Below are 12,849 nucleotides of genomic sequence, written 5' to 3'. Positions count from 1 at the left end.
AAAATTTAGTCAAAATATTTGTCGGTTACGACGGTCGGCTATGTTATAATAATTATTGTTAGCTGCAAAGAAAGGTAGGTGTGCCCCATGCATATTGTCGTCGTCGGATTAAATTACCGGACAGCTCCCGTCGCGATTCGCGAGAAGTTTACTTTTACACAGGAAGAGTTGTCGCAAGCGCTCGTGGAGCTGAGGCAGACAAAAAGCATACTGGAATGTGTTGTGGTGGCCACTTGCAACCGTACTGAAATCTACGCCGTGGTCGATCGTGTACACATTTGCGGGCACTACATTCGCAAGTTTATGGAAGAGTGGTTTGAGATTCCGCGGACGGAATTCAATAACCATCTGTATATATATGAACATGACCGGGCCATTGAGCATTTGTTCCGTGTCGCAAGCGGTCTTGACTCGATGATTATCGGCGAAACGCAGATTTTGGGGCAAGTGAAGGACGCATTTTTGGAAGCCCAGCGCCTTGGAGCCACGGGCACGATATTTAATACGCTGTTCAAACAGGCCGTAACGATGGCCAAACGCGCTCACTCGGAGACTTCGATCGGAGAAAATCCGGTTTCCGTCAGCTATGCCGCCGTTGAGCTGGGCAAGCGGATTTTCGGAAGCTACGAGGGGAAGAAAATTCTGATCGTGGGCGCGGGCAAGATGAGCGAGCTGACGGTGAAGCACTTGTATGCGAGCGGCGCCGAACGGGTTGACGTCGTCAACCGCACATATGAGCGGGCTTTGGAGCTGGCCGGCAAGTTCAACGGCCACGCGTATCCGATGGAGCGGCTCTACGAACGGCTGGCCGAAGCGGATATCGTCATTTCGTCCACGGGATCGACCGATTACGTGCTGACGAAGAAGCAGCTTCAAGCCGTGCTGCCCAAGCGGAAGTCCCGTCCGTTATTTATGATGGACATTGCGGTTCCGCGCGACCTTGATCCGGACATCAGCGACCTTCCGGACGTTTTCCTGTACGACATCGACGATCTGGAGGCCATCGTGGATAGCCATCTCAAGGAACGGAAGAAAGAAGCTGTCAAAATCGAGGAAATGATCGGCGCCGAGATTGCGGCTTTCGACCAATGGACGAAGACGCTCGGAGTGAGCCCGGTTATTCACGCGCTTCAGGCCAAAGCGAATATGGTGCATCAGGAAACGATGGAAAGCTTGTTCAAGAAGCTGCCGGACCTGGATGAGCGCGAGATGAAAGTGATCCGGAAATTAACCAAAAGCATTGTCAACCAGATGCTGAGAGACCCGATCCTGGCCATTAAAGAAATGGCTGCGGAGAAGAAGGGCGACGAGGCGCTTGAAATGTTTACGAAAATGTTCGCTTTAGAGGAACTTATGGCGGAGCAGGCAGAAGCCGAAGCTTTGGGAGAAGCCAAAGCGGAAGCGGTCCAGACGGCTGCCCAGAAGCATGCCAAAGAAGAGCTGACCGGCGGTTTTACGATGCAGCCGGCGCTTGCACGCTCCTGATTCCCGGTTCTCCGAGATAGAGGAAGGAGAAATGCCGTGTTCACTCGCAGCTTTCTGTACGATGCGATAATTTATTTATATGCCCTGAGCCTGCTGTTTTACTTCTCTGATGTTGCGCGCGCGAATCGGAGTGCGAAACGGATGGGTACGGGGCTGCTTTCTTTTGTATGGGTTTTGCAGACGGCCTATCTGGGCTACAATTTATATGAACACCTGGGACGATGGGTGTTCTCCATGTTTGAGACGCTCTTTTTATTTTCCTGGGTGCTCGTCACGGTATCGCTCATTATGAGCCGGTTTTTCCGGATTGAGCTTGTGGTCTTTTTCGTTAATTTATTCGGGCTTGCCGTATTGGCCTTAAATTTCTTCAGCGACTCCAACGTCTCTCCCATGATTGATTCCTGGAACGTCAACGACGAGTTGCTGTTCATTCACGTCTCTCTCGCTGTCGGCAGTTACGCGGCCTATACGATCTCGGCCATTTTCTCGGGCATGTATTTGTTCCTGCACCGTAAGCTAAAGCAGAAGAGCTGGACGAATACGATGAAGAGGCTTCCTTCCCTGGAAAAAATCGAACGCTACACATATGTGAGCGTCGTGATCGGAACGCCGCTGCTCATGCTGGCGCTGGCTCTGGGAGTCGTGTGGGTGCTTATCGAAAAGAACGTCAATGTGCTGTTTGACTCGAAAGTCATCAATTCGCTGCTGGTGCTTTGCGCGTACGGGTTCTACCTGTTCCAGCATCATTCGCTAAGCATGTCGGGTCCTAAACTGGCGAAGTGGAATTTGGCGGCTTTTGGCATCGTGCTGCTGAATTTTATCCTTTCCAACGTGTTCTCCGGATTTCATAACTGGCAGCAGACGGGGGTTGGAGGATGAAGGAATATCCGGCGGTGCTGCGGCTTGAAGGCAAGCGCTGCCTCGTTGTAGGCGGCGGAGCCGTAGCCGAAAGAAAAATCGCTTCCCTGCTGGAAGCGGGCGCGCTCGTTACGGTGATCAGCCCTGCGGCTACCGCGGCCGTCGAGAAGTGGGCGGAAGCCGGCCGGATAACCTGGCACTGCGGACGCTACGGAGAAGCGGATCATGATTACACAAAAGATAAAGAAGGTTCGGATAAGGGCCGGCCGGGCACGGAGGCCTCCTTCTATCCGGACCTCTCTCCATATCTAATTGTTTTTGCGGCGACGGACAATTCGCAGGTCAACGAACGGGTTCGCACCGACGCCGACGCGGCGGGGAAGCTGGTAAGCTCGGCGGACAAGCCGGACAGAGGAAGTCTGATCGTGCCGGCGGCCGTAAGGCGCGGCAAGCTCACGCTGGCCGTGTCGACATCGGGAGCGAGTCCCGCGTTGTCGGCTAAAATCGGCCGGGAGCTGCAGGAGAGGTACGGACCGGAGTACGAGATTTACCTCGATTTTCTGGCGGAGCTGAGAGAACTCGTCCGCAGCCGGGTCGGCGATATGCCTTTGCGGCATGAACTGCTCCGGCGGCTTCCGAGCTGGCGTGTCCTGGACCGTATCGCCGCCGGCACATACGAAGCGTGGAGAGCCTCCCTGCTGGACAGGCTGCAGGCGGCGCAGGGTTCGGAAGAAATTTTTGCCGCGGTATGGATGGAAGCGGACCAGGAATAGAGGCGGCACCCGGCTGCGGGCCCCGCAGTGGTATTAAGGCGGCATTTTCACGGCCTCATAGAAGAAACGGAGGAATTACATATGCGTACGATCGTCGTGGGCACCCGCCAGAGCGCTCTGGCCCTCACTCAAACGAATCAGGTTATCGACGAATTAAAGGAACTGAGCCGGCAAAACGGCATAGAATGCGAGTTTGAACTTCGCAAGATTGTGACCAAAGGGGACCGGATTCTGGATGTAACGCTGTCCAAGGTTGGAGGCAAAGGGCTGTTCGTTAAAGAAATCGAGCAGGCGATGATGGACAAGGAAATCGACATTGCCGTACACAGCATGAAGGACATGCCGTTCGAGCTTCCCGAAGGGCTCATGGTCGGGGCGGTGCCTAAGCGCCAGGACCCGCGTGATGTGCTCATCACGAAAGGGGAGAAGGCGCTGGACGAGCTGCCCCAGGGCGCGCTCGTCGGTACAAGCTCGCTGCGGCGCTCCAGCCAGCTGCAGCACAGCCGCCCGGACCTGCGTATTCAGCCGGTCCGCGGCAACATCGATTCGAGGCTGCGCAAGCTCGAATCGGAAGGCTTCGATGCGATCGTACTGGCCGCTGCCGGTATGCACCGGATCGGCTGGCAGGATCGCATCAGCGCCTACGTTCCGCCCGAAGTGTGCGTGCCTGCCGTTGGGCAGGGCGCGCTGTGCATCGAATGCCGGGCGGACGACGAATTCGTCTTGAATCTGCTGAGCAAGATTCAAGATGACGATACGGCGCTCGCGGTCAGAGCCGAGCGCAGTTTCCTCGGCAGACTCAACGGAGGCTGCCAGGTGCCTCTCGGCGCGTACGCGACTGTCGAGCGTACCGGCGGCGGCACGGAGCTGTCGCTGACGGCGATGGTCGGCTCGCCGGACGGCGCCGAGCTGCTGAAGGAGACGCTGCGGGGCAGCGATCCGGAAGCGCTCGGCAGAGAAGCCGCGGAGAAGCTTATCGCCCGCGGCGCGGACCGCATTCTGGCCGAAGCGTACGAGAGCGGCCAGATCGAATAGGCGGATGGATGGAATTCCGCCTTGCTTTTCGCCTATCGGCATCTTTTTACAAACAGCGGTTAACGATATGAAAAGAATAGCGGACAGCGGGGAAGCTTCCGGTTGAGAAAGGGCGCAAGGTACGCCGGAGACAGGGGGCGGCCTTGCCGTAAGGGAGACGGAAGCAGTTGAGAGGGAGTGGGCGAGTGGAGAGAGGGAAAGTTTATTTAGTGGGCGCAGGACCCGGTGACCCGAAGTTAATTACGGTCCGGGGACTTCAGGCGATTGAGCGGGCCGACGTGATTGTCTACGACAGGCTGGCGAGCCCCAGACTGCTCAAACACCGCAAACCGGATGCGGAGCTGGTATTTGTAGGAAAGCTCCCGGATAAACATATGATGAAGCAGGAAGACATTAACCGTCTGCTCGTTGATCTGGCCCTCCAGGGCAAGGTCGTGACCCGTCTGAAAGGTGGCGACCCGAGCGTATTCGGCCGTGTCGGGGAAGAGGCCGAGCTTCTGGCCGATCATGAAGTTCCGTTCGAAATCATTCCCGGTATTACTTCCGCCATAGCGGTTCCCGCTTATGCAGGCATCCCCGTCACACACCGGGATTTCACTTCTTCGGTCGCCATCGTAACCGGGCACGAATATCCGAACAAGACTTATACGAAGCTCGATTGGGAGCATCTGGCCAAAGGAATCGGCACGCTCGTGTTCCTGATGGGCGTAGCGAATCTGGAGCAGATCAGCGAGCAGCTGATCCGGCACGGAAAGCCTGCCGACCTGCCGGTCGCGCTGATCCGCTGGGGGACATGGACGGAGCAGCAGACGCTGACCGGCACGTTGTCCGACATCGGCGCCAAGGCACAGGAAGCCGGTTTCAAGTCACCGGCTGTCATTATCATCGGCGAAGTGGTCAAACTGCGCGAGAAGCTGGCCTGGTTCGAGAAAAAGCCTCTATTCGGCAAGCGCGTACTCGTTACGCGGGCAAGGAGCCAAGCCAGCGAACTCGTTGCGATGATCGAGGAGCTTGGAGGGGAGCCGGTTGAGTTTCCGGTGATCAAGCTCCAGCCGCCGAGCAGCCCGGATGCGCAGCGTCTGCTGGATGAAGCGCTCCGCGGACTCGAGAATTACAATTGGGTCGTGTTTACGAGCACGAACGGGGTGGAGTTCTTCTTCCGCCGCATGCGGGAGCTGCGCCTTGATATACGCGGTCTGGCTGGCGTGCGGATCGCGGCAGTCGGACCCAAGACCGCGGAAGCTCTGGAATCCCGCGGGCTGCTCGTCGAGACGCTTCCCGGTGAGTTCCATGCGGACGAGCTGCTTGTAGAGCTGGGAAAAGCGGTCCGCCCGGGAGAGCGCGCATTGCTGCCCACTGCCGACATTGCCCGCAACGCACTTCCGCAGGGCCTGCGTTCGCTCGGTCTCGAAGTTAGCGAAGTGGACGTTTACGAGAACGTCCCCGAAGTCGAAGGCGGCGAAGACGTGGTCCGGCTGCTGGAGGAAGGGCAGGTGCACATCACGACGTTCACGAGCTCCTCGACGGTCACGAACCTGATCGGAGCGCTTCAGAAGCTCGGGGTTCAAGACCCCGTATCCCTGCTGAAAAACACGGAGATCGCCTGCATAGGTCCGAAGACGGAAGCGACGCTGGCTCATTACGAACTGGCGGCCGCCTATATGCCGCCGGAAGCGACCATCGCGTCCCTCGTGGAAAGCATTGCCGCAGGTCGGTCCGTTAAAGCGGAAGAGCCCATGGGCTCCTGAGTCTAATAAACTTTTCGTTATGCGGCGGGAGCGGCCGGGCTCGAAGTTTCGGGGTCCGCTGCCCTGCCGGTATGGATTAAAAGGAGGAAGTTATCATGAGTTTCCCGTTAGTACGCCACCGCCGTCTGCGCGGTTCGGCTGCAATCCGCAACCTCGTGCGTGAAAACGCGTTGTCCGTTAACGATCTGATTCAGCCGGTTTTCGTGGAGGCCGGACATAATATCAAATCCGAAATTCCGTCTATGCCGGGCGTTTACCATTTTTCCCTGGACCGTCTGGAAGAAGAAATCCGCGAGATTTCCGAGCTGGGCATCCAGGGCATTCTTCTGTTCGGTGTTCCCGAGACGAAAGATGCGGTCGGAACGTCGGCTTTTCACGAGGAAGGAATCGTCCAGCAGGCGTCGCGCCTGATTAAGAAGATTAATCCGAATCTGCTCATTATTGCCGATACTTGTCTGTGCCAGTTCACGGATACCGGCCACTGTGGCGTTGTGCATCATAACCCCGAGACGGGCTGCACGGATATCGCCAACGACGAATCGCTGGAGCTGCTCGTTAAAACAGCCGTTTCCCAGGCGAAGGCCGGCGCGGACATTATCGCTCCGTCCAACATGATGGACGGCTACGTGCACGCCATCCGCGCGGGACTGGATGCGGAAGGCTTGGAACATGTGCCGATTATGGCTTACTCGGTCAAATATTCTTCCGCTTACTACGGCCCGTTCCGTGAAGCGGTGGATTCGGCGCCTCAGTTCGGGGACCGCAAAACCTACCAGATGGATTCGGCGAACTCCCGCGAAGCTCTTCGCGAAGCCGAGAGCGACGTCCTGGAAGGCGCGGATTTCCTGATGGTCAAGCCTGCGCTTGCGTACATGGACATTCTGCAGCTGCTTAAGCAGAACTTCGATCTTCCGCTCGTGGCTTACAACGTAAGCGCGGAGTATTCGATGGTCAAGGCTGCGGCCCAGAACGGCTGGATCAATGAAAAAGAAATCGTGCTGGAAACGCTGCTTGGTTTTAAGCGCGCGGGAGCCGATATTATTTTGACCTACCATGCCAAGGACGCGGCACGCTGGCTTAAAAACGTTTAACGAAACCTTTTTCTCCGCAGGAGCCCGGCCGGGAAACTGCGGAGCGTTTTTTATCCGGATAAAAAGATCGGGGACCACTGACGAAAGGCGTTTGTCCTAGAAACCGTACCTGCGACCGACCGCCGCGCAGTGCCGCGTCGAACGCCTGAGACTTGCACGAGTTGGAAATGGTAAACCGGGCTTCAAACGGCTTTAACGGAAACAAGAGTACGGAGGAAAGCCCTCTCCCGGCGGCTTTGTCAAAGATTTGTCGGAAGTCGGGGCGCGGCTGCAGTTGTGACCGGGGTATAATTAGGGCATAATGGTAACAAATCATGACAGGGTCAGGAGAAGGTGTCTTGTGATAAATAACGACCGTTTTATTCGAGCCTGCCGCAAGCAGGATGTAGACCGGCTGCCGGTGTGGTACATGCGTCAAGCCGGACGTTACGATCCCGATTACCGCAAGATCAAAGAAAAATACTCGCTGCTTGAAATATGCGAACAGCCGGAACTGGCTGCGGAAGTCACGTTGATGCCGGTGAAGAAGCTCGGCGTGGATGCGGCTATTTTGTATTCCGATATTATGAATCCCGTAGCGTCGCTCGGCATTCAATTCGATATTGTTAAAGACGTGGGGCCGGTGATCGAGAATCCGATCCGTTCCCGTGAAGATGTGATGAAGCTGAAGCCGATCGACGTGGAAGGCGACTTGTCCCATGTCATCGAAACGATCCGGATTTTGGATCGCGAGCTGACGGTTCCACTCATTACGTTTGCCGGAGCGCCTTTCACTATTGCAAGCTACTTGATAGAAGGCCGTCCTTCGAAAAGCTACATTCGCACGAAAGAACTCATGTACGGAAATCCGGAAGTATGGCATGCGCTGATGGATAAGCTCGGAGACATGGTGATTACATATTTGCGTGCTCATATCGCTGCAGGCGCGAAAGCGGTGCAACTGTTCGATTCCTGGGTCGGCGCGCTTGCGCCGGAAGATTTCCGGGTGTTCGTTCTGCCTACGATCCAGCGGATTTTCCGCGAACTCGGCGATCTGAAGCAGCCTAAGATTTATTTCCCGGGCGTAAGCTCGGGCGAACTGCTTCCTCTGCTTGGCGACCTCCAGGCGGATGTGATCGGTATTGATTGGCGCGTCTCCATTCCGGAAGGACGGAGAAGAACCGGAGGACGTTTTGCCGTCCAGGGAAATCTCGATCCTTACGTGCTTACGGCGCCGATGCCGGTCATTCAGGAGCATGCGAAGCGCATTATCGATCAGGGGATCACGGAGCCGGGTTTTATTTTCAACCTGGGTCACGGTTTGTTCCCGGAAGCGTCGCTGGATAAATTAAAGGAACTCACTGATTTTATACATGCCTATTCTGCCGAGGCGCTGGCCGGGCGGAACGCGGGCAAGGGGGTCTGAACAATGAGCGGGAAGAAAGTCGGCGTACTGGTGATGTCTTACGGCACTCCTCAGAGCATGGAGGATATCGAAGCTTACTACACGCATATCCGGCGGGGCAACAAGCCGAGTCCGGAACAGCTTCATGAGCTGACCAGCCGTTATGAAGCGATTGTCGGAGGTGTTTTTCCGCTGCGGGAAAATACGGACAATCAGGTGGCGGGTCTGCAAAATGCACTGGCTTCCGAACATGACGACGTGGAATTCGTCTGTTTCCAAGGCTTAAAGCACGCATATCCCTTCATCGAAGACGGCATTGAGCAAATGGCTCAGTGCGGAATCACCGAAGGAGTGGGCATCGTTCTCGCTCCTCACTATTCGACGATGAGCATCGGCAGCTACAACAAGCGCGCACGCGAAAAGGCGGCCGAGTACGGCATTTCCATGACGTTCGTCGACAGCTATCATCTGCATCCGAAGCTGATTCAAGCTCTGACCGAACGGGTGGAACGCGCACTCGGCAAGTTCGGAGAGGAGAACCGTTCCTCCGTCCGCGTCCTGTTCTCGGCGCACAGCCTGCCGGAGAAAATACTCGAGCTGGGCGATCCGTACCCGGAGCAACTGCTTGAGACTTCGCGTGCGATCGCGGACAAAGCCGGCATCGAGAACTGGCAGTTTGCGTGGCAGAGCGCGGGGCAGACGGCTACCCCATGGCTTGGCCCGGACATCCTGGATGTACTGCGTACTCTCGCCAAGGAAGACGTGAAGCGCGTACTCGTGTGCCCGATCGGATTCGTTTCGGATCACCTGGAAGTGCTGTACGATCTGGATATCGAGGCACAGCAGCTCGCCAAGGAAATCGGCCTGCACCTCGAACGTACGGATTCGCTTAATACCGACCAGCTGTATATGCAGACTCTCAGCGATGCCGTATGGAAGCAGTACGGCGAACTGACGAAACAAGCTTAAAGTAAGACGACAAAGGAGCGCAGACATTCGGATGCGCCTCTTTGCGATTTTATAATCCGGGCGGCCTTAAGATGCCGTCCGGGCGGAAAGGACGTTGCCCTATGAACGAGGCCCGTAAAATAATCGTTGTCGGCGGAGGCATCACCGGTCTTACCGCCGCTTATTACGTGCGGAAGCGGTTGAAGGAGGCCGGATGTACGGCGGATGTTACCCTGGTTGAAGGAGCCGAAAAGCTCGGCGGCAGAATCCATACCTTACGTAAAGAAGGATTCGTCATCGAGAAGGGACCGGATTCTTTCCTGGCCCGGAAGCTTCCGATCATTGAGCTGAGCCGCGAGCTCGGGCTGGAAGGGGAACTCACGGGTACGAACCCGGAGGCGAAGAAGACGTACATTTTGCGGGACGGCACCCTGCACCCGATGCCTGCGGGACTGGTGCTCGGCATTCCGACGGACATCGAACCGTTTATGAGAACGGGCCTCGTTTCCGCGAAAGGCAAGGCGCGTGCGATGATGGATCTCGTGCTGCCCAAGAAGGAAGACGACAGTGACGAATCTCTCGGCCATTTTCTTCACCGGAGACTGGGTAAAGAAGTGCTGGACCAGATTGTCGAACCGCTGCTGGCGGGCATCTATGCGGGCGATACGTATGCGCTCAGCCTGCAGTCGACCTTTCCGCAGTTCGGCGAAATGGAGCAGCAGTACCGGAGCCTGATCTACGGTATGATATCGAACCGCAAGAAATCTCAGCAGGAGGCTTTGAATTTGCCGGCTCCCGGCCGCAACTCCGTCTTCCTGACCTACAAGAACGGCCTGCAGACGCTGGTTGAGCGGCTGGAGGAAGTGCTGCGGGAGGAAGGGGTTACAATTCGGACGGGCACGAAAGTGACGGAACTGCGCAAGGAAGGGGAGCTCTACGAGGTCGGATACGAAGGCGGACAGCGGGAAACGGCCGACAGCGTCATTCTGACCCTGCCGACCTATCACTCCGCCGAGCTGCTAGGCGACCATCCGTCCGTGGACAAGCTGAGGGCGATTAATTACGTCTCGGTTGCGAACGTAGTGATAGCCTACCGGGAAAAAGACGCGAACGTCAAATTCGACGGATCGGGTTTCCTTATCCCGAGATCCGAAGGGCGCTCGATCACGGCATGCACCTGGACGTCCACCAAGTGGCTTCACACGGCGCCCGAAGATCGCGTCCTGCTTCGCTGCTATGTCGGCCGCTCGGGTGAAGAGGATTGGGTGCATCTTACGGACGAAGAAATCGTGGCGAAAGTCCGCAAAGATGTTGCCGAACTGATGGGCATCACGGCGGAGCCTTTGTTCTACGAAGTGACCCGCCTGTACCGGTCGATGCCGCAGTATCCGGTCGGCCATCTGGACCATGTCCGGGAGCTGCGGAGCGATCTCGCCGAGCGTATGCCGGGCGTGTATGTGACGGGCGCGGGCTTCCACGGCGTGGGACTGCCGGACTGCATCCGGCAGGGACGGGAAGCGGCGTTCGAGGCTGTGGATCGCTTGACGGGCGCGGCCGACGAATCGGCGGCGCAAGCTTCGGCGGAAGGCACGAAGACGGCTGCGAAGGTCTAGTCGCGGAAACTGGAGCCGAGGCCGAAGCGGCAAAGCAAAAGAGATCGCGAGTGCGCTTATGGACGAGGTCGACGTCACGCAGCTCGCTGCGCTCCGCACTATAACGAAGCCGAAGCCGCTTGCCGATAAGAAGCAAAAGCTCGAAGCGAACGCATGCGGCGCGGCGGCAGCGAAGGCCGTGTACCTCTTAAAGCAATCGCATGCGGAAGCGTGTATAATAGAAACTACTGACAAGCAGAAGCCGGGCCGCCTTTGTTCGTTTGAAGCGTCCCGGCTTTTGTCAAGACGGGAGGGGGCGGACCGCGGTTTACCCGCATCCGCCTGACGGTGCCCGCCCGATTAAGTTTACTGATAACTGAAACCAGGAGGTATCCGGCTATTATGGAACTGAATCACAAACGCAACGATACGAAGTCCGCGGCTGCTTTTGCCGAAGCTAAACAAGTGATCCCCGGAGGGGTGAACAGCCCGGTCCGCGCTTTTAAATCGGTCGGTCTGACTCCGATGTACATGGAACGCGCAAGCGGCTCGCGGGTGTACGACATTGACGGGAACGAATATATCGACTATATCGGTTCCTGGGGACCTCTCATTCTCGGCCATGCCCATCCCGAAGTGATCGAAGCCGTGAAATCGACGGCGGAAAAAGGAACGAGCTTCGGAGCGCCTACGTTGATCGAGACGGAAATGGCCAAGCTGGTCGCGGAGCGCGTACCTTCCATCGATATCGTGCGCATGGTGAATTCCGGTACGGAAGCGACGATGAGCGCGCTGCGTCTGGCCCGCGGTTTCACCAAGCGCAACAAGATTTTGAAATTCGAGGGAAGCTATCACGGCCACGCCGATGCGCTTCTGATCAAAGCGGGCTCGGGTGTAGCTACGCTCGGCCTGCCGGACAGTCCGGGCGTGCCGGAATCGGTTGCGCAAAATACGCTGACGGTTCCCTACAACGATCTGGAGACCGTCAAGGTAGTGTTTGAAAAATTCGGCGAAGATATCGCCGCTGTCATCGTCGAACCGATTGCGGGCAACATGGGCGTCGTGCCCCCTCTGCCCGGTTTCCTGGAAGGATTGCGCGAGGTGACTTCCAAATTCGGCGCCTTGCTTATTTTCGACGAAGTGATGACCGGCTTCCGCGTCCATCTTAACTGCGCGCAGGGATTGTACGGCGTGACGCCGGATCTGACCTGTCTGGGCAAAGTAATCGGCGGCGGGCTGCCCGTCGGCGCTTACGGCGGACGCAAGGACATCATGGAGCAGATCGCTCCAAGCGGTCCGATCTATCAGGCGGGTACGCTGTCGGGTAATCCGCTCGCGATGGCGGCAGGGTATACCACCCTTAAGCTGCTCGGACAGCCGGGCGTCTACGAGGAACTCGAACGCAAATCCGCCCGGTTGGCGGAAGGCTTCCTGGCCAATGCCAAGGAAATCGGCGTGCCAAGCACGCTGAACCGTATCGGTTCGATGGTGTGCCCGTTCTTCACGGAGCAGAAGGTAGTCAATTACGACACGGCCAAAACGTCCGATCTGTCGGTATTCAACCGCTACTTCGGCCATCTGCTGGATCTGGGTGTCTCGGTAGCCCCGTCCCAATTTGAGGGTATGTTCGTTTCGGCCGCCCACACGGATGAAGACATAGAAGTGACCATCGAGGCGAATCGCGAAGCTTTGAAACGGCTGTAGGCGCTTATTCCTCTGTTTTGTTTTGATTTTCCCTGCTGTGCGATGTCTCCCCGGTCTTTCAGGACCGGGGATTTTTTTGTGCGTATTTGTACGGGCGCAAGGAACGGTGATTATGCTTGCATCCGGTTACGTGAAATAGCCTTGCAAGGCCGTTGCATCTCCTTCCGTAAAGCGAGCCGATGGCGTTTAATAAACGAGGGGCCGGGTCCGGACTTGCTTGTTTTCTTTTAA

General features: G+C 56.9%; 11 protein-coding genes. All 11 read left to right on the top strand.

Going from position 1 to position 12,849, the window contains the following annotated elements; genetic code table 11:
- The first annotated feature begins 87 nt into the window (after positions 1-87).
- The gene (gene hemA / locus PCH01S_RS14900) at positions 88-1,485 is read left to right on the top strand and encodes a glutamyl-tRNA reductase (protein WP_042230529.1); all 1,398 of its coding nucleotides are present in this window, start codon (positions 88-90) and stop codon (positions 1,483-1,485) included.
- A gap of 36 nt (positions 1,486-1,521) precedes the next feature.
- On the top strand, positions 1,522-2,364 hold the full coding sequence (locus PCH01S_RS14895; protein WP_042230527.1) for a cytochrome c biogenesis protein: 843 nt from the start codon (positions 1,522-1,524) through the stop codon (positions 2,362-2,364).
- On the top strand, positions 2,361-3,116 hold the full coding sequence (locus PCH01S_RS14890) for a precorrin-2 dehydrogenase/sirohydrochlorin ferrochelatase family protein (RefSeq protein ID WP_042230526.1): 756 nt from the start codon (positions 2,361-2,363) through the stop codon (positions 3,114-3,116). Before PCH01S_RS14895 ends, PCH01S_RS14890 begins: the two co-directional genes overlap by 4 nt.
- A gap of 81 nt (positions 3,117-3,197) precedes the next feature.
- Positions 3,198-4,151, top strand: coding sequence for a hydroxymethylbilane synthase (hemC, locus tag PCH01S_RS14885; protein ID WP_042230524.1), 954 nt, complete (start codon positions 3,198-3,200; stop codon positions 4,149-4,151).
- 185 nt (positions 4,152-4,336) lie between these two features.
- Positions 4,337-5,899: a uroporphyrinogen-III C-methyltransferase gene (gene cobA, locus PCH01S_RS14880; RefSeq protein ID WP_042230521.1), complete on the top strand. Its 1,563-nt coding sequence runs from the start codon at positions 4,337-4,339 to the stop codon at positions 5,897-5,899.
- A 95-nt stretch (positions 5,900-5,994) separates the two neighbouring features.
- Positions 5,995-6,990: a porphobilinogen synthase gene (gene hemB / locus PCH01S_RS14875; protein WP_009674217.1), complete on the top strand. Its 996-nt coding sequence runs from the start codon at positions 5,995-5,997 to the stop codon at positions 6,988-6,990.
- Positions 6,991-7,330: 340 nt separating this feature from the next.
- The gene (gene hemE, locus PCH01S_RS14870; protein ID WP_084706607.1) at positions 7,331-8,395 is read left to right on the top strand and encodes a uroporphyrinogen decarboxylase; all 1,065 of its coding nucleotides are present in this window, start codon (positions 7,331-7,333) and stop codon (positions 8,393-8,395) included.
- A gap of 3 nt (positions 8,396-8,398) precedes the next feature.
- Complete coding sequence (gene hemH, locus PCH01S_RS14865; protein WP_042230517.1) at positions 8,399-9,343, top strand: ferrochelatase; 945 nt, start codon at positions 8,399-8,401, stop codon at positions 9,341-9,343.
- Between the two features lie 101 nt (positions 9,344-9,444).
- Entirely contained in the window at positions 9,445-10,935 is a 1,491-nt protein-coding gene (gene hemY / locus PCH01S_RS14860; RefSeq protein ID WP_042230515.1) for a protoporphyrinogen oxidase, read from the top strand.
- A 58-nt stretch (positions 10,936-10,993) separates the two neighbouring features.
- Positions 10,994-11,260 carry a hypothetical protein gene (locus PCH01S_RS14855; RefSeq protein ID WP_042230513.1) on the top strand — a complete coding sequence of 89 codons (267 nt, stop codon included), beginning with the start codon at positions 10,994-10,996 and terminating at the stop codon, positions 11,258-11,260.
- Between the two features lie 56 nt (positions 11,261-11,316).
- The gene (hemL, locus tag PCH01S_RS14850; RefSeq protein WP_042230511.1) at positions 11,317-12,618 is read left to right on the top strand and encodes a glutamate-1-semialdehyde 2,1-aminomutase; all 1,302 of its coding nucleotides are present in this window, start codon (positions 11,317-11,319) and stop codon (positions 12,616-12,618) included.
- Positions 12,619-12,849 lie beyond the last annotated feature (231 nt).

This window comes from Paenibacillus chitinolyticus NBRC 15660 (assembly GCF_000739915.1).
GTDB lineage: Bacteria > Bacillota > Bacilli > Paenibacillales > NBRC-103111 > Paenibacillus_F > Paenibacillus_F chitinolyticus.
The sequence above is the reverse complement of the archived record's forward strand: the minus strand, read 5'-3'. Positions and strand labels throughout refer to the sequence as shown.